This is a genomic window from Acinetobacter sp. YH12219 (assembly GCF_013417875.1).
GTDB lineage: Bacteria > Pseudomonadota > Gammaproteobacteria > Pseudomonadales > Moraxellaceae > Acinetobacter > Acinetobacter amyesii.
This window is the reverse complement of sequence record NZ_VPDC01000011.1, coordinates 52,234-73,289: the sequence shown is the minus strand read 5'-3', so window position 1 is coordinate 73,289 and position 21,056 is coordinate 52,234. Positions and strand designations below refer to the sequence as shown.

17 protein-coding genes and 1 pseudogene are annotated in these 21,056 nt (G+C 38.8%); 9 read left to right on the top strand and 9 right to left on the bottom strand.

Annotated elements, in window-relative coordinates; genetic code table 11:
- Positions 1–83 precede the first annotated feature (83 nt).
- Entirely contained in the window at positions 84–908 is an 825-nt protein-coding gene (locus tag FTV04_RS08505; protein WP_180007451.1) for a rhomboid family intramembrane serine protease, read from the bottom strand.
- Positions 909–986: 78 nt separating this feature from the next.
- Here FTV04_RS08505 and mtgA point away from each other — a divergent pair, with 78 nt between their 5' ends.
- Both mtgA and ppk1 read left to right on the top strand, forming a co-directional pair.
- The gene (gene mtgA / locus FTV04_RS08500; protein ID WP_078193019.1) at positions 987–1,664 is read left to right on the top strand and encodes a monofunctional biosynthetic peptidoglycan transglycosylase; all 678 of its coding nucleotides are present in this window, start codon (positions 987–989) and stop codon (positions 1,662–1,664) included.
- Positions 1,665–1,810: 146 nt separating this feature from the next.
- Complete coding sequence (ppk1, locus tag FTV04_RS08495) at positions 1,811–3,892, top strand: polyphosphate kinase 1 (protein WP_180010107.1); 2,082 nt, start codon at positions 1,811–1,813, stop codon at positions 3,890–3,892.
- Positions 3,893–3,977: 85 nt separating this feature from the next.
- Here ppk1 and FTV04_RS08490 read toward each other — a convergent pair whose 3' ends face one another.
- The 5 genes from FTV04_RS08490 to rubA all read right to left on the bottom strand — a co-directional run bounded on the left by FTV04_RS08490 (position 3,978) and on the right by rubA (position 8,974).
- Positions 3,978–4,589: a response regulator transcription factor gene (locus tag FTV04_RS08490; RefSeq protein ID WP_180089242.1), complete on the bottom strand. Its 612-nt coding sequence runs from the start codon at positions 4,587–4,589 to the stop codon at positions 3,978–3,980.
- A 1,050-nt stretch (positions 4,590–5,639) separates the two neighbouring features.
- A complete protein-coding gene (oxyR, locus tag FTV04_RS08485) occupies positions 5,640–6,545 on the bottom strand; it encodes a LysR family transcriptional regulator OxyR (RefSeq protein ID WP_180007453.1) in 906 nt (301 codons plus the stop codon).
- A gap of 11 nt (positions 6,546–6,556) precedes the next feature.
- Positions 6,557–7,495: an alpha/beta fold hydrolase gene (locus FTV04_RS08480; protein WP_218945492.1), complete on the bottom strand. Its 939-nt coding sequence runs from the start codon at positions 7,493–7,495 to the stop codon at positions 6,557–6,559.
- Positions 7,496–7,553: 58 nt separating this feature from the next.
- Complete coding sequence (locus FTV04_RS08475; RefSeq protein WP_180089241.1) at positions 7,554–8,732, bottom strand: NAD(P)/FAD-dependent oxidoreductase; 1,179 nt, start codon at positions 8,730–8,732, stop codon at positions 7,554–7,556.
- A 77-nt stretch (positions 8,733–8,809) separates the two neighbouring features.
- Entirely contained in the window at positions 8,810–8,974 is a 165-nt protein-coding gene (rubA, locus tag FTV04_RS08470; RefSeq protein WP_005179369.1) for a rubredoxin RubA, read from the bottom strand.
- A gap of 527 nt (positions 8,975–9,501) precedes the next feature.
- Between rubA and FTV04_RS08465 the strand changes: the two genes are divergently transcribed.
- Positions 9,502–10,047: an adenine phosphoribosyltransferase gene (locus FTV04_RS08465; protein WP_078189930.1), complete on the top strand. Its 546-nt coding sequence runs from the start codon at positions 9,502–9,504 to the stop codon at positions 10,045–10,047.
- A gap of 93 nt (positions 10,048–10,140) precedes the next feature.
- Here the strand turns inward: FTV04_RS08465 and FTV04_RS08460 are convergent, their stop codons facing one another.
- Entirely contained in the window at positions 10,141–10,647 is a 507-nt protein-coding gene (locus tag FTV04_RS08460; RefSeq protein ID WP_180089240.1) for a YqiA/YcfP family alpha/beta fold hydrolase, read from the bottom strand.
- A gap of 461 nt (positions 10,648–11,108) precedes the next feature.
- Here FTV04_RS08460 and lysS point away from each other — a divergent pair, with 461 nt between their 5' ends.
- Positions 11,109–12,635, top strand: coding sequence for a lysine--tRNA ligase (gene lysS, locus FTV04_RS08455; protein ID WP_180003896.1), 1,527 nt, complete (start codon positions 11,109–11,111; stop codon positions 12,633–12,635).
- A 179-nt stretch (positions 12,636–12,814) separates the two neighbouring features.
- Positions 12,815–14,278, top strand: a complete 1,464-nt coding sequence (locus tag FTV04_RS08450) for a capsule assembly Wzi family protein (protein WP_180063451.1) — start codon at positions 12,815–12,817, stop codon at positions 14,276–14,278.
- Positions 14,279–14,946: 668 nt separating this feature from the next.
- On the opposite strand, the gene trpS is transcribed toward FTV04_RS08450, so the two are convergent.
- On the bottom strand, positions 14,947–15,960 hold the full coding sequence (trpS, locus tag FTV04_RS08445; protein ID WP_180007457.1) for a tryptophan--tRNA ligase: 1,014 nt from the start codon (positions 15,958–15,960) through the stop codon (positions 14,947–14,949).
- A 202-nt stretch (positions 15,961–16,162) separates the two neighbouring features.
- Between trpS and FTV04_RS08440 the strand changes: the two genes are divergently transcribed.
- Complete coding sequence (locus FTV04_RS08440; protein ID WP_180089239.1) at positions 16,163–17,077, top strand: DUF808 domain-containing protein; 915 nt, start codon at positions 16,163–16,165, stop codon at positions 17,075–17,077.
- A gap of 58 nt (positions 17,078–17,135) precedes the next feature.
- A complete protein-coding gene (locus FTV04_RS08435; RefSeq protein WP_180059509.1) occupies positions 17,136–18,041 on the top strand; it encodes a neutral zinc metallopeptidase in 906 nt (301 codons plus the stop codon).
- 57 nt (positions 18,042–18,098) lie between these two features.
- On the opposite strand, the gene FTV04_RS08430 is transcribed toward FTV04_RS08435, so the two are convergent.
- Positions 18,099–18,656 (bottom strand): hypothetical protein, encoded by a 558-nt coding sequence (locus tag FTV04_RS08430; RefSeq protein ID WP_180089238.1) that lies wholly within the window; start codon positions 18,654–18,656, stop codon positions 18,099–18,101.
- A gap of 219 nt (positions 18,657–18,875) precedes the next feature.
- On the opposite strand from FTV04_RS08430, the gene FTV04_RS08425 reads away from it, so the two are divergent.
- Both FTV04_RS08425 and FTV04_RS16805 read left to right on the top strand, forming a co-directional pair.
- Positions 18,876–20,375: a sodium:proton antiporter gene (locus FTV04_RS08425; protein WP_180007461.1), complete on the top strand. Its 1,500-nt coding sequence runs from the start codon at positions 18,876–18,878 to the stop codon at positions 20,373–20,375.
- A 122-nt stretch (positions 20,376–20,497) separates the two neighbouring features.
- Positions 20,498–20,930 (top strand): annotated as a pseudogene (locus FTV04_RS16805) (transposase); the annotation flags it as partial.
- Between the last annotated feature and the right edge of the window lie 126 nt (positions 20,931–21,056).

Genomic DNA, 21,056 nt, shown 5'->3' with positions numbered 1-21,056 from the left:
CCCAGTACCTAGTTCAGGTTTAGACATGATTTGATGTGTTTTCAACATGTCAGTGTTGATAGCCACTGGTTTCCTTCCATTGTTTAACGTGCTGCGAGAGATTGCTTCATCAGCAGGATAAAGTGTTCCCAAAGCGGTAAAATCGGTTGGATTAATTGTTGGCAATGCAGATAAAACAGATAGCATCCGACAGCTGCGGCGATTAGACCGATCATTTGAATGAGCAGGGATTGATGTAATTTTTGTCCCACATACCAAATGAAAGCCAAGGCAGCGCCCATCAACATGCCGCCAATATGCGCGGCATTATTAATCCCACTGATCATAAAGCCCATCGCGAGGTTAATGCCCATCACCATCAATAAGGTTTTTTTATCCAGATAAAATTGCTGTTTAGGTAACATGGGAAGCAGCGAAATAATCGTCAGCGCGGCACCCAGTCCCATCACTGCACCCGATGCGCCTGCACCAATACTCGGGAAAAGCTGCTGATTGGCTGCACCTTCGGCCAATAAAGCATAGCTGTCTTGAATGGTTAAATACCCACTCAATAAGCTTCCCATCAGTCCTGCTAAAACATACAGACCGAGGAAGTAGAAACGACCTAACATTTGCTCGGCAACACTGCCAAAAATATACAAAGCCCACATATTCAACATCAGGTGAATCAGGCCAAAATGAAAAAACATACTGCTGAATAAGCGGATGGGTTCCTCTAAAAAGGTTAAAGGTGCATAATCAGCACCCCAACGCAAAGCATCCAGTGTGTCGGGTTGGCTAACGTTCATTCCATGCAACACTTGCCAGCCAAAGAGTCCAACATTGATGGTAATTAAGAGTGCCGTGATCCACCACAGTTGGATTTGCAGTTTGCGGGTTGATACAGCAGGAGGGCTGAGTTCAGACATGCTATTCTTGTACTGTGTCAAAATATTTAAAAATAAGCTTAACATGAAAAAACAGAATTTCTGGAGTAACACACTGACATGAAAGCCTTTATTGTTCGTACATTGTTAATTCTTGTCAGTCTTGTACTTTTGGTGCAGCTTTGGATCTTTGGTAGTTTGGTGTGGTGGCGTACGCATCCTGTGGAATCGACGATGATGATGCGTTTAGATTATTGGTCTGAGCCATCCAAACCGATTAAACACGAATGGCGTGATTACGACCAAATCAGTGATTATGTCAAACATGCTGTTGTTGCCGCGGAAGATGGCAAGTTTTTACAACATAAAGGTTTTGATTGGGAAGGCATGCAAAATGCTTTAGAACGCAATAAAGATAAGGGCAAAGTGGTTGCAGGTGGATCGACCATTTCTCAGCAATTGGCAAAAAACTTATTTTTATATAATAAGCGGTCATTTATTCGAAAAGGGCAGGAAGCTGTTGCAACATGGATGATGGAACGCATGTGGACGAAGCAACGTATTTTAGAGGTATATCTCAACTCGGTTGAGTTTGGGGACAACATTTACGGCGTCGAAGCTGCAACACAGCACTATTTTGGTAAAAGTTCACGGAGTTTGAGTCGAGAACAAGCAGCGTTTATTGCGGCTATTTTACCTAATCCAAAATATTATGATGAAAATCGACAAGATCGTAAGCTAAATTATCGTAAGCGCATGATCCAAAAATATATGCGTTATAGCCATATCCCAGATTAAAAACGATCTAAACACCCGTCAAATGGCATGGTAGCGATTTGAATTACAACAAAAAGCTCATCTTTATGGGCTTTTTTTATGAAATTGTCATAAATTTGAAGCATACTAAACTGAGTACAGCACACATTTTTTTATATGGGTTTGAGATGAATACCGCAGCTGAAGTCGCGCAAGTACCTACTGAATATACTTATAATGATCGTTATATTAATCGAGAGTTATCGATTCTCGACTTTCATCTGCGTGTGCTCGAACAAGCGGTTGATCCGATACATCCATTACTTGAACGCATGAATTTCTTGCTGATCTTTTCACGTAACTTAGACGAATTTTTTGAAATTCGTGTTGCAGGAATGATGGAACAGCTAGACTTAGGTAATGAAAGCCGCAGTCCAGATGGCTTAACACCAAAACAAGTATTAGATGAAATTTCTGCGACAGCGCATGCGGCAATTGAGCGCCAGTATCGTATTTTAAATCAAGAAATTTTACCCAAACTGCGTGAAGAAGACATTTGCTTCTTACGTCGTGGTGAATTAACCCCTGCACAGTCGGCATGGGTAAAAAAGTATTTCCAAGAACAAGTTGCTCCGGTCTTAACGCCAATTAGCTTAGATCCTGCACATCCATTCCCTCGCTTGGTGAATAAGTCGCTGAACTTTATTGTGACTTTAGAAGGGAAGGATGCGTTTGGTCGTCAGATTGACTTAGCCGTTGTACCTGCACCGCGTTCGCTGCCACGTGTCGTTCGACTCCCTGATGAATTAACCGGTGGAAAAGAACATCACGTGATGCTATCGGCAATTATTCATGAACATGTCTCTGACTTGTTCCCCGGTATGACGGCGACGGGTTGCTACCAATTCCGCGTGACGCGTAATGCCGATTTGGCTTTGAATGAAGATGTTGAAGACTTGGCCAAAGCTCTGAAAGGTGAGTTGAATTCACGTCGTTTTGGTCGCGCCGTTCGCTTGGAAGTGACAGAAAATTGTCCGCAGCATATTTATGAATATTTGCTTGATGAGTTCGATTTAGAAGAAGAGCAACTCTATAAAGTAGATGGACCAGTTAACCTTGCACGTTTACTGTCAAACTTTAAACGTCCACATCTACGTTATGACGCGCATATTCCTGTTATACCGAAAGTACTCAAAAAATCTGAAAACATTTTTAGTGCGATGCAAAAGCAAGATATTTTGCTGCACCATCCCTTTGAATCATTCGCACCGGTAATTAATTTACTGCGTGAAGCTGCACGTGATCCACAAGTTTTGGCCATTAAACAAACGCTTTATCGAAGTGGCGCAGATTCGGAGATTGTGCAAGTTTTAGCGGAAGCAGCACGTAATGGTAAAGAAGTCACCGCTGTAATTGAGCTTCGTGCACGATTTGATGAAGAATCAAATATTGCTGTAGCCAATGTATTACAAGAAGCGGGTGCAGTGGTGGTGTATGGCATCGTGGGCTATAAGACCCATGCCAAAATGATTTTGGTGGTACGCCGTGAAAATAATAAATTGGTGCGTTATGTACATTTAGGTACGGGTAACTATCACGCGGGCAATGCGCGTATCTACACCGATTATGGCCTGTTAACTACCGATAAAGAACTCTGTGAGGATGTACATCGTATTTTCCAAGAACTGACCGGAATGGGCAAAATGGCGAAGTTGAAAAAACTGCTGCATGCGCCATTTACCTTACATACTCAACTGATCAATTATATTGATAATGAAATTGCCAATGCAAAAGCAGGTAAGCCTGCGCAAATCATTGTCAAGGTCAATGCATTAACTGAAGTTCAGTTGATCAATAAACTGTATGAAGCTTCACAAGCGGGTGTGCAGATTGATTTAATTATTCGTTCTATTTGTTGTTTACGTCCAGGTTTACCGGGGCTGTCTGAAAATATTCGCGTACGTTCTATTGTTGGCCGTTTCTTAGAACATACCCGAGTTTATTATTTCAGTAATAATGGCGATGCACGGATTTACTGTTCAAGTGCAGACTGGATGGATCGTAATTTATTTAACCGTGTTGAAGCCTGTTTCCCAATTGAAGATCCAGCCTTGAAAAAGCGTATTTATCAATTAGGTTTAGTGAATTATCTAAAAGATAATCAGCAAGCTTGGTTGCTCCAAAGTGATGGACGTTGGATTCGTACCCATGTTCAAGAGGGCGAGGAAGCGCATAATTCACAGCATGTGCTTTTAGACGCATTTAAATAAAAGTACAGAAAAAATAAAGGGAGCAATGCCCCCTTTATTTTTTTAAATTTATAGATTGTTTTTGAATCCTTTATCTCAGCTAAATTTAGCTGTAGCTACAAATTTTTCGGTAGATATTTTTGACAAAACCATCAATTTGATAAGTAGAAAGTTTTAATTCATTCACCATCTGCTCTTGAGTCGCACTATGGCTGACCATATCTAAAATTTGATATTCAGCTGGATTTAGACTGAGCTGTTTCGGCGCTACATTTTGCGGACTAAAAGTTTCACTCAATAAAAATTTTGCAAAACTTGGGTGCAGGGCAGCGCCACCTCTTAAAATGGTTTTCAGCTGGTTATAAGTGTCTTCAATTGGCTGTTGAATCAACATATAGGCAGTTGCACCTAACTGAATCGCATGTAAAGTTAAATCGGCAGACTGTTCATTGACTAAAATGATGAGATTACTTGAAGGATAGATTTTCTTAATTTTATGGATGAAAGAGATATCAGACTGTTGAGTGACCACTAAAAAGATTAAATTGGGCAATTGATTGAAAATTTGCTGTTCCGCATCTGCTAAATTTTCTGAAAATGTAATGAGGTCTTCAGGATAACCGAGGTCTCCTAAGATGTTAAACAGCACTGTTTTTGAAGTCATCGATTGATGATCAATAATCAAAACGGGTACTGGTAATAAAAATTCACTCATCATACATTTCGCTCATTTATTATTTTAATCAAATTGCATTTCCATAATTTGCACGAATGCGAATCATAAAAATATACCTAGAAGTTGGGATTTATACATCAAAATATAATTAAGTTATTGTGATTTAATAGAATTTAAATAGCGTATATTTTTGGTGTTTTTCATTATTTTGAATGAAAAGATTTATGGTTTTTTGTTTTTAATTTTAGATTTATTGGTTAAATAACAATTAAATTTGTATTCGGATTGAAAAAAATAATCGAAATGTGAATATCGTATTTTGACAACGGATAAATTGGACTGTTTCCGATATGAATTTATTTCTATCTATTGCTTAGTTATTTTAAATATAAAGCGTAGTAAATATTTAAAATAATGTGATTGATTTTTAGTCAACATTTATTCTATAGGACCTTATTTTCAATTCGCCTACTTTATCTAAAATACCTGAAACTAGTGATTTTAACGAAGGTTATATTTTAATAAGATGTATTTATCTTCTTACTTATCTGGCTAGTGTGAAGATATTATCGAGGCGATGAATTGAGATATACATCAAGTCATATATTACCTTATCAGGCTACCTATTTGGGTTAGCCTTTTCTTTTTTCTAGATGCTGTATTTCATTTTTTAACTGATGTTATATAGTAACATCAGAAGCGCGATTTGATTTAAATAAAAACCGATATGCGTAAGGCCATCCGCAAGTGTTTGAGACAGGATGACTTCTAATCAAAAATGTTTTTGCGATACTTTGAATAAGTAGACGCTAGTGAACGAGTTTTGCGGTGAGGAGCATTGCTCTGCAAGATGGTTTTCTTACGAAGCGCACTTCTCATTTTGCCGAATGAAGAAACAACGTTTCGTAAGAGTACCTCCAGCCGAAAACTAATCTCTTTATTCAATCCCTAGATGTAAGATTCCATCGAATAGATTTAAAAATGCGAAATTACTTTTACGTGAGTAACATCAGTTTTTAAATTAATATTAACTTCTGCACAATAAAAAAGAGAGCCATGTGCTCTCTTTGATATTCACGGATTGATTATTGATTAGTGTAGATTATTGGTGATTTTCTGCAAGATTTGAAGCAATACATCAAATTCACTTTGAAGCGGCGTACTCTTACGCGTCACCAATGCCAATGTGCGTGTAGGACTTGCTTCAATTTCTTTTACAGCCAAATCTTCATTGGCTTTGATCATATTGGTATGAACTGCAATTTCAGGCAATAAGGTAAAGCCTAAATCTGCGGAAACCATCTCAACCAAAGTTGGTAAAGAGCTTGCTTTTAAACGATGGTCATTTTTACGTTCACCAATCGGGCAAGCACTCAAAGCATGATCACGTAAGCAATGGCCTTCTTCAAGCAACATTAAACGAGATAAATCTAGGTCGTCTAAAGATTTCGCTTGAGCTGCATTTTGGTCAGCTTTGTTGTACACCAAGAACAATTTTTCTTTGTTTACTTCTGCAACTTTCAAGCTACGTGTATCGAAAGGAAGAGCAAGTAATACGATATCTAGATTACCGTGCTCGAGTTTCTCAACAATTTTTTCACTTTGTGCTTCATGTAAATGCAATTGAATTTTTGGTAGTTGCTTATGCACTTCTTCTAATAATGGTGCAAGTAAAAATGGCGCAATAGTAGGAATGACCCCTAGATGTAAATCACCCGTTAGAGGTTCGCTCATTTCACGACTTAAACGCATTAGGTCTTGCGCATCTGCCAATAGAACTCGAGCTCTTCCGACAACTTGTTCACCAAGAGGAGTTAAACGCACGTTTTGACGGTCGCGTTCTACCAATACGCCACCTAGTAAACGCTCAAGTTCCATGATCCCGCCAGACAAAGTAGACTGGGTGACAAAAGAACGACGCGCAGCTTCAGTAAAGTGTAGCGTTTCTGACAGTGTTACTAGATATGACAGCTGTCTTAAGGATGGTAATGCAGCCATAGTGTCCTAATTTATGATTTAAAGTGATCAGCAAACAAACCGCTAAGATATGGAATAAAATGCGGTGGGATATCATGCCCCATTCCATCAATTAATTCAAATTTAGCACCTGAAATAGCCTTTGCAACGGCCTTACCATGGCTTGGCGGCAGCAAACGGTCACGAGCTCCATGAACCACAATGGTTTTATGCTGAATTTGTTTATCTAACTGCAGCAGGGAACCTGTACATAATATTGCTAAAAACTGTTGAAGTACACCCGCTGGGTAATAACTCCGCTTATAGAGTTTACGTGCAGTTTGTATCACTTCAAGCTGATTAATATAGCCTGGAGAGCCTATAATATTAAAAACTTTCAGGCTATGGTTAATAATGCCATCTTCATCGTTATATTCAGGTTTTTCAATTAGACTAAATAATTGCTTTGGAAATGGCGGTGGAAGTAAGGGTTGGATGTTACTGGTAAAAAGTAAACTTAAATTATGAACTTTGTCTGGATAGCGTGCCGCCACGATTTGAGCAATCATGCCGCCCATCGAAGCGCCTAAAATATGGACTTTATCCAGTCCCATACGATCAATTAATAGTGCAACATCGTCTGCCATATCGTAGAGGTCATAGGGCGCACCTTGATTCTCTAGACCTAAGGCAAAACGTCCCATCAATTTAAAGGTATTGAGACGTGGGCCTGGGTTACGAATTTTACTCGACAGACCAATATCACGATTATCAAAGCGAATAACTCGGTAACCTTGATCTATTAGGGACTTACAAAAGAAATCGGGCCAATACAACATTTGTGCGCCGAGTCCCATAATCAGTAAGATTGCAGGATCTTCAGGATGACCACCCACCTCGACATGAAGTTCAATGCCATTGCCTAACTCTACGCGAGTTTCATGCATAAAAGAGGCATAAGGTGAAATATTAAACTGAAGGGCACTATTCATTTTTATTTTCCTTTAAAAAGGACGTCTATTATTATCGGGACGTCCTTGTATTTAAACCTTAAACTGAAGCGGGAATCAAGTCCGGAACCTGCTTAGTCAAAGTTAAGCGTTGCTTCCCAGCAGTTGCACCGAGCAGTACAAATCCACGTAATACGCCATCTTGATCGACTGCACGTGCAATCATACCATCTTCAAGCTCCTCTGTTTCCCATTGGGTTTCAACATCAATAGGTGCAGGAAGGACAGTTAAAGGTGCAGCAGGTGTTTTAACGGCTACAGGCATGGCTGGATAATGCACTGCGGTATGTTCACCATTGAGGGTTTTTGCCAAAGCACGCGCTTGTTGCATGATTGGCATCACGTATGGCAGAAGGGTACCATTGACTTCAGCACAGTCACCGACAGCATAGATATCTGCCAAGTTGGTTTCTAAGCTTTTATTGGTTAGTACGCCACGACTGGTGTGAATACCGGCTTGTTTTGCTAAGTTAATCTCAGGCTGTAGACCAATCGCAGACAACACAACATCTGCCACTAAGCTTTGACCATTGGCAAGGCTCACTTCATAGTCACCATTTTCAATACGTGATACTTTGTCGACTGTCGTACCTAAAACGAATTGAATACCCGTTTCTTCTAAATTGCTTTGGAATTTAGCTGCAACATGAGACGGCAGTAGGCGACCCAAAGGTTGCGGAGCTAAATCGACCACCGATACTTTCGCCCCAGTATTTTGGAGGTCGTTGGCAAATTCACAGCCAATCAAGCCTGCCCCTAAAATCACCACACGTTTATGTTCACGTGCTGCAAGCTGTTTACGGAAAGCTTTGTAGTGATCTAAATTGTTGACGACGTGAATGTCTTCACTGCCATCACCCGAAATAGCTAAGCGAATTGGATTTGCGCCGACTGCTAAAACAAGTTTTGAATATAGTTGTGTTTGAGTTCCATTTTGGCTTTCAATAGTAAGCTCATGTTTTGCTGCATCAATGGATTTAACCCAACTCTTATTGATGATTTGCATATTGAGTTGAGCCGACATTTTTTCGGCATCCCCTAGAGGGATTTGCTCAGGAGTTTTATTACCAACGAGCGCATTGGATAATGTCGGTTTAGCGTAGTTAATGGCATCATCCGCACAGATCATAATAAGTTCTAGTTCAGTATTTAACTTTCGAAATTCACGTGCAACGGCATATCCCGCCATACCAGAACCAATAATGACAATAGGGTGCATACTCAACTCCAAACACATTTCATATTTTTTAAAGACAAAAAAAAGACCATAACGATGATGGCCTTAGATTCTATTTATTAGATTTCAACCATTTCAAAATCTACTTTTGAGACGCCACAGTCTGGGCAAGTCCAATCATCCGGGATATCTTCCCATTTTGTTCCTGCCACGATACCGTCTTGTGGCCAGCCTTCTGCTTCGTCATAAATCCATCCACAAACGATGCACTGATACTTTTTCATTCCATTCTCCAAAAACTGACACAAAATTAAGTCAGTAAATACTTCATAACTGTATAAGTTTATACCTTAAGGTTAATTAGCCTTATACAGTAGACTGTTATGTTAAATTTTTACGCAGTTCTAACGATAAAGTAAAGTGGCTAAGAGTTTAATGAGTGAAATTAAAAGCAGAATGGCAGTGAGGGACAATAAATATCATCAAAACCCCAGATCTGGGAAAAATTGTCTGACAATATTTATGCCTATTGAAAGCTATATTGGAATTCATTTCCGTGAATTGGGTTCTAAATACCGCTTTTTCTATATTCATAGACTAAAGTCTTGCAGAAAAAAACTCTAAAATCTTTTATTTTATGATTAGGAAAATATATATTTGATATTTTTTAAATAAATACAACATTAATAATCAATAACTTATGTAAATTTACTGTATCTTAAATATGCATTTTGGTAGGGGGTTAGCTGTTCTTTTCTCTCAAATCGCGTTAAAATTCACACATTCCTTCCTTAATTTATTTTCTCCTATTATGAGTAATTCTACTGCTGCGGCATTGTGGTCTAACATTCGTACTGTCCAAGATTTTCCAAAACCAGGAATTTGTTTCTTTGACCTTACGCCGTTATTTATGAATAACATCGAATCGTTAACTGATGCCCTAATTGCAAGTATTCCAGCTGAGCAATTGGCAGAAGTAGATAGCTTTATTGCGGTTGAAGCGCGTGGTTTTGTTTTGGCAAGTTTACTTGCTCAGCGTACTGGCAAAGGTTTGGTCTTGGTGCGTAAAGCCGGCAAATTACCACCACCAGTGGTCGGTGTTGGTTACAGCCTTGAATACGGTCTAGATCGTCTTGAAATGTCGGCTGAAATCGAATCACAAAAAGTGATTATTGTAGATGACGTATTGGCGACGGGCGGTACGCTTCGTGCAGTGAAACAATTGGCTGAAAAATGTAAACACCAAGTTTTAGGCGCAAGCATTTTCTTAGATTTGCCTGACTTGCATAAAGATTTAGGACTAAATATTTGGTCTGTTTTAGATGATAAAACACGTCCTGAAGCAGATGCAGCTTAAGCGTCAGTTTTAAAATGTAAAAAGCCTTGTCTATGACAAGGCTTTTTTATGTCTGATAAAAAAGACGTTGCTACTTATGATTAATCTTATGATTTATTTTTTTAAATAGTTTAATTCGAGATGTTGGATTAAATCATTAATATTTTCAGGGCATTGTAGACGATGGTGTCCGCCATCCATCACTTGAACTTGCATATAGTCTTCGAGTTGTTGTTCTGCTTCATACATATCTAAGATTTCATCGCCACGTTCGATATATGCAATTTGTGGAATATCGTGATCCAAATCCATTTCATTAATTGCAGGGTAGTCGTTGCGAAAGTCTGGATGCAGACTCGGGTTGGCAATTACACACGGAATACGATGAAACAGCGACATTTTTAATGCCCAATATGCCCCGAGACTATGCCCGACGATGATATCGGGCTTAATGGTTTCAATACTCTCGTGGTAAAAATCCGCAACAGTTTGAAAATTTAAGTTGCGATAGTCCACTTCAATGCAGAATTTTTGTTTTGCATTGATGGCATGGAACTTCGTAGATTCACGGGAAGAATCCAATCCATGTAAAAACAGAATTTTCGATAAGCAGGAAGTCATTGTTTTTCTACACACTGTTTTCAAACATTTTTGGATGTGTTGAATATTTTATTTTTCAACAATTTTATGGCTTCATTGTAGAGAGAATTGTCAAAAAGAGAATTTAGCTTTTGGTCTAATTTCTAGGCATTTAAAAGACTTTAGTCTTAAAGAAAATAGATTAAAAGGTTGAATTAAGCTATTAAAATATATTTCAATATACTGATAGTTATAAATATTTTAAAGTACGTAGTTGTCATTGTAATATCGCTAAATATTGGCTTGCTAAGTTTAAATATTTAACTTTTATCTCGTGCATATCTGAAAGGTATGGATTAAGCAGACCTGAAGGTATAGCTGTCAAAACATCTTACTTTGATAAATTTCAACTTATTGAAAAAATGCGCACATTGCTTACTGCTCAATTCAAAGGAAATCTGCTATGCTATGCAACTTCCGTTTTTTAACTATTTGAGACAGAGATGACGCAACATAACGCTCAATCGACTTCTGAACAAGCCATTTCCGAAAACGATTTAATTGCACAGCGTCATGCCAAGTTAGAGCACATCAAAGAGCACGCCAAGGAAACAGGTGTTAGCCCGTGGCCTAACACATTTAAGCGTGAACACTATGCACAAGATTTACAAGACCAATTCGCTGAAAAATCAAAAGAAGAAATTGAAGCAGGCGAAAAGGTTTATGTAAAAGTTGCTGGTCGTGTGATGTTGAACCGCGGTTCATTCATCGTAATCCAAGATATGACTGGTCGTATCCAGCTTTATGTACCACGTAAAGAGTTGGATGCTGACGTTCTTGCGACCATTAAAGCACTCGATTTGGGCGATATTATTGCTATCGAAGGTTATATTGGTCGTTCTGGTAAAGGTGACCTGTATGTTCATATTGAACATTTTGAGCTTTTAACCAAATCACTTCGTCCTCTTCCAGACAAATTCCATGGTTTGACTGATACTGAAGTTAAATACCGTAAGCGTTATTTAGACCTCATCATGAACGAAGAAACACGTAAAACTTTTGAAATTCGTGCAAAAGTGGTGTCAGGTATTCGTTCATATTTGAGCAATGAGCGTTTCATGGAAGTTGAAACACCAATGATGCATGTGATTCCGGGTGGTGCATCTGCGCGTCCATTCGAAACTCATCACAATGCATTGGATATGCCTTTATTCTTACGTATTGCGCCTGAACTTTACTTAAAACGTTTGGTTGTCGGTGGTTTTGAGCGTGTGTTCGAAATTAACCGTAACTTCCGTAACGAAGGTGTATCAACACGTCATAACCCAGAATTTACCATGATCGAATTCTATCAAGCGTATGCAGACTACAAAGACCTGATGGCTTTGACTGAAAATATGCTTGAAAAATTGGCGATCGACATCTTGGGTTCGACGGATGTGCCTTATGGTGAAGAAGTGTATAGCTTCAAAGGTCCATTCAAGAAGATTTCGATGTTTGATGCGATTCTTGAACACAACCCAACGTTCACTGCTGAAAATGTGGCTGACCGTGAGTTCCTTGCTAACTTCGTTAAAAATGAACTGAAAGAGCAAGTAAAACCTGGTTTTGGTTTAGGTAAACTTCAAACCATCGTATTTGAAGAAACTGTTGAAACTGAACTTCGTCAACCGACATTCATCACAGAATACCCTGCGGAAACTTCACCATTAGCACGTCGTAATGATGATAATCCACATATTACCGATCGTTTTGAATTCTTCATCGGTGGTCGTGAGTTGGCAAATGGTTTCTCAGAGTTAAATGACCCAATTGATCAAGCTGAACGTTTCCAAGCTCAAGTTGCCGAAAAAGATGCAGGCGATGATGAAGCAATGCATTACGATGCAGACTTCATTGAAGCGCTTGAATACGGCTTACCGCCTACAGCGGGTGAGGGTATTGGTATTGACCGTTTGGTGATGTTATTTGCCAATGCTGCAAGTATTCGTGAAGTGATCTTGTTCCCACATATGCGTCATAAAAACTAATCATAAAAACTAATTAAGTTTTGAAATGAAAAACCCGCTTAATGCGGGTTTTTTATTTTGTGCTTTTATTGAGCATTTTAATCGAAATGATAAAAAATTAGGGTAGATACAGTTTCGCCCTTGAATAAATGAGTTGAAAAATCTAAGGTGGGCTGTGAATTAAACTTGAGAAAAAGAGCATGTATTTAAGAAAGTCACTCTATGCTGCTGTACTGTTTGGATTATCAGTTCCTGTTTTTGCTCAGGGGATTGTATTAAATAATGAAGAATTACGCGCAGATTTAAATTGGTTAAATCAGCAAGGCGTCATTCAAATTAGCACCTCAACATGGCCGATGAGTGGTGATGAAATACAGCGCGCTTTATCTGCTGCAAAAGCGACGACATCTGTACAGCAAAAAGTATTACAAAACATTCAAAATAAATTGACTGCTGAAAATACACTATTAAAAGCCGAATTATTTGCTGAGTCAGATAAAAATAATTTACCGCAAAATTTTGGTGATCATCAAAAAGCGCAGTATCAAGGTGCACTTGAACTGAACGTTGGTGGTGAAAATTGGGATGGTCGTTTACGTGTAAATGCTGAAGATAAACAACAAATTAATAATGATCAAGATGTAAATGTAGAAGGCACATACATTGCCGGGAAGCTTTGGAACCAATGGTTAATTGCAGGTCAGATTCCGACTTATTGGGGGCCTGGTCATGACGGTAGTTTAATCCGTGGTGATGCGAGTCGCCCTGTGTATGGTTTTACTGCACAGCGTGCAGAACAGAATGCTTTTGAAACACCGTGGTTATCTTGGATCGGCCCTTGGCAGTATCAAGCTTTTGCTGGTCGATTAGATGACTATGCTGCGGTTCCAGATACGAATTTAATTGGTTTTAGACTTACAGCACAGCCATTACCATATCTTGAGTTAGGGGCTTCACGTACTTTCCAAATTGATGGGGAAGGGCAACCAGGAAGTGCTAAGGCGTATTGGAATGCATTCATTGGCAAAGATAATGAATGTACAGATACGGGTTGCGCGGGTGAAGGAAATCCCTCAAATCAATTGGCTGGTTTTGATGCGCGTTTGAATTTACAACCATTATTGCAAGTTCCAGCCAGTCTGTATGGCCAATATATTGGTGAAGATGAAGCAGGTGGTTTGCCTGCAAAAAGCATGTATCTTGCTGGGGTTGATTATTCTTCAAGTGTGAAAAATATGCCTTATCAACTCTATACTGAATGGGTCGATACTCGAACCAATGGTGATGCTAAAGGCATTTCTTATAACCACCACATATATACAGATGGCTACTATCAACATGGCTATCCACTAGGTCATGCCTTAGGTGGTGATGCTCAAATGGTTTCAGTGGGTGGAAATATACGTATTGATCAACTAAACCGTCTAAATGGTCGTGTACTGTTTGCAAAAGTTTCTGAAACAGAGCGTGCTGCTTTGAACAACGCAGCATTTCCTGAAAAAGATGAATTGAAAGCTCTAGACTTAACTTGGACACATTATTTACGTCCAGATATGCCTTTAAAAATTAACGGTTGGGTAAGTGACTCAGATTTAAATGGTAATGATGGTGGAGTGTCAATTGGAATTGAACTACCATTAGATAACCGTTTATTTCATTACTAACTGATGTTACGCGCGTAAAAGTAATTACGCATTTTTAAAATGTTTTTTTAAGTCTATTCGACGGAGTCTTGCATCTAGGGTTTGAATAAAGGGATTAGCCTTCGGCTGGAGGTACTTTTGTTTCGGCAAAAGTACCCAAAACCATTGTCATCCGCAAAACTCGTTTACTAGCGTCAAATTACTCAAAGTATCGCAAAAACTTTTTTGATTAGAAGTAGTCCTGCCTCGAACAGTTGCGGATGACGTTACTGCGTATCGTTCTTTTATTTGAAGAAAATTGCGCTTCTGATGTTACTGCGTAACATCAGTTACTAATTTATATTCATTTTTAAAATGATGTATTCATTGAAAAGTCCGCTTATAGTGGACTTTTGGATATTGGTAGTTGCCAATTTTCAGACAAAAAAATACGCAATGATTGGGGTGTTCATTGCGTATAACAACGAATCTGTTTTCACAGGTTCGGTAAAGGAGAAATGTTATGAATTTAGGTATTCCTAAAACATAGATAGATAATAGAGTGAACGGTCAGTCATTTCATTGGTGTTCACGTTAAGTGATGTTACCTAACGTTAAAACTAAGGAGATTTTGTGAATACCTTCACAAAAAGTGCCTATAAAAAAGCCTTTCACATTGGAAAGGCTTAATTTTATAGAATTTTTTAAATTTAGAAGTGGAAAACACCCAGTCCAGATTTAATTTCATCTAACGTTTGTTGGGTAATATCACGGCATTTATCGGTACCGGTTTTTAAAATATCCATGATGTAGTCAGGATCTTTTTGCAATTCTAAACGGCGTTCACGGATCGGGCCGATCAGCTCTTTTAGCACACCTTCAAGACGTTTTTTTACAGTACCATCGCCTAGGCCACCACGACGATAGTGTTCTTTCAGTTCTGCAACAGCGTCTTTATCAGGGTCGAATGCATCAAGGTAAGTAAAGACCACGTTACCTTCAACTTGACCTGGATCTTCAATACGTAAATGATTTGGATCAGTATACATTGCATTAACAGCTTTCTTGATATCTTTATCAGTCGCGTCAAGCACAATGGTATTGCCCAAAGATTTAGACATTTTTGCTTTACCATCAAAACCTGGCAAGCGGCCGACATTAGAGAGTAAAGCTTTACATTCAGGAAGTACGTCACGACCAATTTGACGGTTTAAACGACGAACAATTTCGTTGGTTTGTTCAATCATTGGAATTTGGTCTTCGCCGACAGGAACGACAGATGCTTTAAACGCTGTAATATCGGCAGCTTGAGCTACTGGATAGCATAAGAAACCTGCAGGAATGTCACGCTCAAATCCACGCATTTGAATTTCAGATTTGATGGTTGGATTACGCTCTAAGCGAGACACCGTCACAAAGTTCAAATACAACATGGTCAATTCATTTAATGCTGGTAAGCATGATTGAACGCAAATCGTGGTTTTGGTTGGGTCAATTCCTACAGCAAGATAATCGGTTGCGACTTCAATAATATTGCGACGAACTTTTTCGAAGTTATCGGCATTATCAGTTAAGGCTTGAGCATCAGCTAAAAGAAGATGTTGATGATGCGAATCTTGTAAACCTACACGTGAACGTAAAGAACCTACAAAATGACCTAAATGTAATTGTCCAGTCGGACGGTCGCCAGTCAAAATCACTGGACGATTATCTTGAGTACTCATTATCTGTTCCAAAGTGGTAGTCAAAGCTACGGCTGATTTTCAAAGAATGTCCCCATTGTACGGCATTCTATTTTTGATTGTTACTGACACAGCACAATTGACTGAAAAATGGGTGAATATTTTGTTAATTATTAAAAAACTAAATACAATTTTAGCGTTAAATAGAATTAGAATATTAAAAAATGCCTAAAGGATAAAAATAATGGCGAATAGCTTATTAATCTTACTTGATGATATTGCAACTGTGCTGGATGACGTTGCTGTTATGAGTAAGATGGCAGCCAAAAAAACAGCGGGTGTCCTTGGGGATGATTTAGCACTGAATGCGCAACAAGTCAGTGGTGTCCGTTCAGATCGTGAACTTCCAGTTGTTTGGTCTGTGGCCAAAGGTTCTTTTATTAATAAATTAATTTTGGTTCCGGCTGCTTTATTGATCAGTGTGGTTGCACCTTGGCTGATTACACCACTATTGATGATTGGTGGTTTGTTCTTATGTTATGAAGGTGTGGAAAAAGTTCTGCATAGTTTGCATCATAAAAAAGCCAAAACAGAAGGAGTTGCTCGTGAAGAGATGACTCATATTGAAACGGATTTGGTGACTTTTGAGAAAGAAAAAGTCAAAGGCGCCATCCGGACCGATTTTATTTTATCTGCTGAAATTGTGGTGATTTCATTGGGTACGGTTGCAACTGCGGCATTTGGGACCAAGGTCATGGTACTTTCGGTGATTGCAATATTAATGACCGTTGGTGTCTATGGTTTTGTTGCGATGATTGTCAAAATTGATGACTTAGGGCTTTATCTCACTCAACAAGCATCACAATTTAAAAAGACCGTTGGACAAGGTTTGTTAGCATTTGCACCTAAGTTGATGAAGACATTGACCATTGTTGGTACGATTGCCATGTTTTTAGTGGGTGGTGGCATCATTACCCATGGTGTGCCTCTGCTACACCATTTTATTGAAGGCTCTGTGGATTATGCAGAACATATTCCTACAGTTGGCAGTATTGTGGGTGCATTAACACCGACTTTAATCAATTTAGTGACAGGTTTTATTGCAGGTTTAATCGTGCTGTGCGTCGTGTCTTTAGTTCAAAAAGTATGGCCAAAGTAGCAAAAGGATTAATCTGTAAACGCACGGATATCAACTATTTTATATAAGGAAGATCACTATGCGCTGGAAAGGTCGAAGAGTTAGTTCAAACGTAGAAGACCGTCGCGGTGGTGGCGGTGCAAAAGCGGGTGGTATCAGTATTCTCGGTTTGGTTGTAGCATTTGTTGCGTGGAAGTTTTTTGGTGTCGATCCGCAGCAAGCTTATCAGGCGACTAAACAAGTGACTTCACAGGGTCAAACGGCTGAAGTCAAAGGTTTGGATAATCCAACACCTGAACAACAAGAAGCGATGGATTTTGTTGGAACGGTTTTGGCCGATACGGAAGATACATGGACTAAAGTCTTCCAAGAACAGTTAAATGCCCAGTATAAAGCGCCTAAATTGGTCATGTTTAATGGTGTGGTCAACTCGGGTTGTGGTACAGCACAAGCTGCAATGGGGCCGTTTTATTGCCCAGCAGATCAGAAGGTCTATATTGATACTGCATTCTTTAAAGATATGCGTACGCAAATGGGCATCACGGGTGAACAAAATCAAACTGAATTGAGTCGTCAAGATCAGGCGGGTGATTTTGCGCAAGCCTATGTGGTTGCCCATGAAGTTGGACATCATATCCAAACGATTTTAGGTATTTCTGAGCAAGTCCAGCAGGCGCGTGCGCAAGCGTCTAAAGCTGAAGGTAATCGTTATTCGGTCATGCAAGAATTACAAGCAGACTGCTTTGCGGGTATTTGGGCGCATCATAATCAACAGCGTACCCAATTTTTAGAGCAGGGTGATGTAGAAGAAGCGATGGACGCTGCACATAAGATTGGTGATGACTATTTACAGAAAAGTGCAACTGGGCAAGTGGTCCCAGATAGCTTCACGCACGGCACCAGTGAACAACGTATGAAATGGTTCCAGACAGGGTTGAAATCAGGCAATATCAATAGCTGTGATACCTTTAACCAAACCATTTAAAACAAAAAAAGGAGGATGCAAACATCCTCTTTTTTTCATTGAAAAATAGATTGAAACTTATTTATTAAGAAATGATTTAAAGTTTCGAACAATACGATAGCTGACATACAATGCGGCAAATGCGAATAAAGCCACGCCAAAAACAGTATATTTAAGGCCTGAAATATCGTTTTGATAGAACTGTTTTAATTGGGCATCGCTATAGCGTAATTGTTGTTTTTGTCCAGTGCGGCTATTGGTGAAACTCACATTTTGGATATATTTAAATTGTCCAATTTTTAGTAAATCGAGGTGTTGAATTTGTCGGGTGTGTTGCTGATTAAATTCATCGAGACAAATATCTTGTGCATAGTTTTCACAATTCAGTTTGGCAAGATAACCATTATTCGCCAGCATGATAAAAATCGCACGATCGGGTGATTCATTATTGGAGACCAAAACCAATTGTTCTTTGGGTGTTGAATCCAGTGAAACCTTTTTTGCCTGACTAAAATAGTGCTCAGCACGTAAAATTTCCTGTGTCTTGCTAAAACAAGTCAGGATCAGCGCTGCAGTAATGATAAAGATCACAGCAGCAAAAAAGAGTCGAAAAATAGTTTTAATGGTCTGATGCATAGGAGAAATAAATTAGAGGATAAAAATGCATAAAATCGATGCAGGCTTGCTATGTTAAATGATCTTGATAAAAGATGTGAAAAAAACTGAATTTATACACGGTATTTAGATAAAATTCGTTAAAATATTTTATTTTTAAATACCAAATAATTTAGTATTTATTTTTAAAATACCTATATCTCACTCTGTAGGCGACACAGCACCAAAATTGGGAACGAAATGGGAAATTATTTTTTTCTACAGGTTTTTACCGTTATTTTTGCACTTTCGATTGCAACCACCATTTTTAATAAACGTATCTTGGCTTTTCCACAAGCCATAGGTGTTCCCATTGTTTCTGCAATTTTTGTCTTTATTTTGCAATGGGGTGCGAGTTTACTCAATGGCAATCAATTTGTGACGATTAATTTGCACAATATTGAAGAGGCAGTTCGTCATATCGACTTTTATGACTTTTTAATTAATGGCGTGATTTGTTTTATTTTGACCTCTTCAGCCTTGAAATTTAAAGTTTCAGATTTACGTTTACATTGGAAGCCGATCAGTATTTTGGCCAGTATTGCCTTGGTGCTTTGTGCGGTGTTTTTTGGTGTTGCTTTATATGGTTATCAGTTCTTAATTGGTCATCATGTTGATTTATTGGTGTTGTTATTATTAGGCGCTGCTTTAGGTGCGACTGACCCAATTGGGGTTAAAGGTGTATTAAGTTCTGTACGTGCCCCACATCATTTGATGGTGAAATTAGAAGGCGAATCGCTCTTTAATGATGCCATGTGTATTGCTGTGTTTATGACTTTACTCAATGTTTTGCAAGGTGAACATTTTACCGTCATTGGTACGCTTGAAACACTGTTATATGAAATTGTTGTTGCAGTCATTATTGGTTGGGCATTTGGTTTAGGGATTTTACGTTTACTCCGCGGTAAACATGAAATGGAGTCCTTGATTTTAACCACAGCATTATTGGCAAGTGGTTCATATCTAGTCGCTTTATTCGCACATGCATCTGCACCAATTGCATGTGTTATTGGTGGTCTGATCGTTGGGAATAAATGGAAAGAAATCCTCCAAGACCGAGAAATCAGGGAAGTGAACCATTTCTGGCATACGGTGGAAGGGATCATCAATTCCTTCTTATTTACCCTGATCGGTCTCGAGTTATTTATCTTAGATTTAAGTATCAGCTTAATTTTAGGCGGTATGGTGGCGTTTATCATTTTGCATGCATCGCGCTTTGCAGCAAACTATTTATCTTTTGCATTCTTCCCAAGTTTCCGCAAAAAAAGTTACAACGGTAGCCTTGCCATCTTATCGTGGGGTGGGGTTCGTGGCGGTATTTCATTGGCCTTAATCCTTGCTGTTGCCAATATTCCTGAACTCAGTGAATACAGCAGTATTTTGATTGGATATACATTTATTGCAGTCTTAATGTCGGGCCTCGTGTGTGGCCTAGGTTTACCCGCTGTGATGAATGCTTTTTATTACAACCCGAATGAAGAAACCAAAGGTTTCAAAGGTTGGTATCAAAGAATGTGCCATAAAATGAATAAAAAGGGTTTCCAATATATCGTGGGCGAAGATATACATGGTAATGAAACCATCACGGTATATAACCCAGAAGCATTAATAGATACCAAAGCGGATGATGGTGTTGCTGCTGTACATAATCCAGAGAAAGTGCAAGAAGTTCGTCGATTAGAAAATCCCGAAAACTTCTAAATTGCTTTGTTCGATTTAAAAAAAGGAAATGCTTGAGCATTTCCTTTTTTTATTTCTAGCTGTGTTCCATCATGAAACAGCAAAATGTGGGAAATTATGACTGGTCATTCAGCAGGAGATAAAAACATATTGATATTGCGATTAGCTATCAAAAAAGTTCTGATGGACTACATCTACTTGTTGACTCTATAGGTTTGAAGTTATTAGCTGAAGGTGAATCGAAACCTAATAAACATCAGTCTGAAGGTCGACGACAATGGCGTAAACTTCGTATTGGTATAGATGCTGAAAACATTGCAAACATGGACAATTCAGCTCATGACAACAATGTCAGCAGTTCATAAGTACTAGAAAACTTACTTGCATAAATTTCACCTAGTGAGCCAATGAATTCTAGCTATACCGATGGCGCATATGACACAAAATGCTGTAGGCATATCATTTCAGATTTATAAGCACTCTAGTCATTCCTCAAAGAAAAAATGCGAAACCATGAAAAGACAAAAAACTGTGGCTTTGGGGAGAAATGAATTCTTAAAGACAGTCCGACGTGTAAGGTGTGCCGTCATGAAGCTTTTAGTCACATCATGATAAAGTTTATTTGAAGTTCTGCTTTAAATGACGCTGTCTTTTTGCATAAGAAATACGATATCTCGCCATGTTTTTAATTGCATAAATGCG

Excerpts from the sequence above, each read along its gene's own strand:
- FTV04_RS08505 (WP_180007451.1), bottom strand. The coding sequence starts at position 908 with ATGTCTGAACTCAGCCCTCCTGCTGTATCAACCCGCAAACTGCAAATC.
- mtgA (WP_078193019.1), top strand. The coding sequence starts at position 987 with ATGAAAGCCTTTATTGTTCGTACATTGTTAATTCTTGTCAGTCTTGTA.
- ppk1 (WP_180010107.1), top strand. The coding sequence starts at position 1,811 with ATGAATACCGCAGCTGAAGTCGCGCAAGTACCTACTGAATATACTTAT.
- FTV04_RS08490 (WP_180089242.1), bottom strand. The coding sequence starts at position 4,589 with ATGATGAGTGAATTTTTATTACCAGTACCCGTTTTGATTATTGATCAT.
- oxyR (WP_180007453.1), bottom strand. The coding sequence starts at position 6,545 with ATGGCTGCATTACCATCCTTAAGACAGCTGTCATATCTAGTAACACTG.
- FTV04_RS08480 (WP_218945492.1), bottom strand. The coding sequence starts at position 7,495 with ATGAATAGTGCCCTTCAGTTTAATATTTCACCTTATGCCTCTTTTATG.
- FTV04_RS08475 (WP_180089241.1), bottom strand. The coding sequence starts at position 8,732 with ATGCACCCTATTGTCATTATTGGTTCTGGTATGGCGGGATATGCCGTT.
- rubA (WP_005179369.1), bottom strand. The coding sequence starts at position 8,974 with ATGAAAAAGTATCAGTGCATCGTTTGTGGATGGATTTATGACGAAGCA.
- FTV04_RS08465 (WP_078189930.1), top strand. The coding sequence starts at position 9,502 with ATGAGTAATTCTACTGCTGCGGCATTGTGGTCTAACATTCGTACTGTC.
- FTV04_RS08460 (WP_180089240.1), bottom strand. The coding sequence starts at position 10,647 with ATGACTTCCTGCTTATCGAAAATTCTGTTTTTACATGGATTGGATTCT.
- lysS (WP_180003896.1), top strand. The coding sequence starts at position 11,109 with ATGACGCAACATAACGCTCAATCGACTTCTGAACAAGCCATTTCCGAA.
- FTV04_RS08450 (WP_180063451.1), top strand. The coding sequence starts at position 12,815 with ATGTATTTAAGAAAGTCACTCTATGCTGCTGTACTGTTTGGATTATCA.
- trpS (WP_180007457.1), bottom strand. The coding sequence starts at position 15,960 with ATGAGTACTCAAGATAATCGTCCAGTGATTTTGACTGGCGACCGTCCG.
- FTV04_RS08440 (WP_180089239.1), top strand. The coding sequence starts at position 16,163 with ATGGCGAATAGCTTATTAATCTTACTTGATGATATTGCAACTGTGCTG.
- FTV04_RS08435 (WP_180059509.1), top strand. The coding sequence starts at position 17,136 with ATGCGCTGGAAAGGTCGAAGAGTTAGTTCAAACGTAGAAGACCGTCGC.
- FTV04_RS08430 (WP_180089238.1), bottom strand. The coding sequence starts at position 18,656 with ATGCATCAGACCATTAAAACTATTTTTCGACTCTTTTTTGCTGCTGTG.
- FTV04_RS08425 (WP_180007461.1), top strand. The coding sequence starts at position 18,876 with ATGGGAAATTATTTTTTTCTACAGGTTTTTACCGTTATTTTTGCACTT.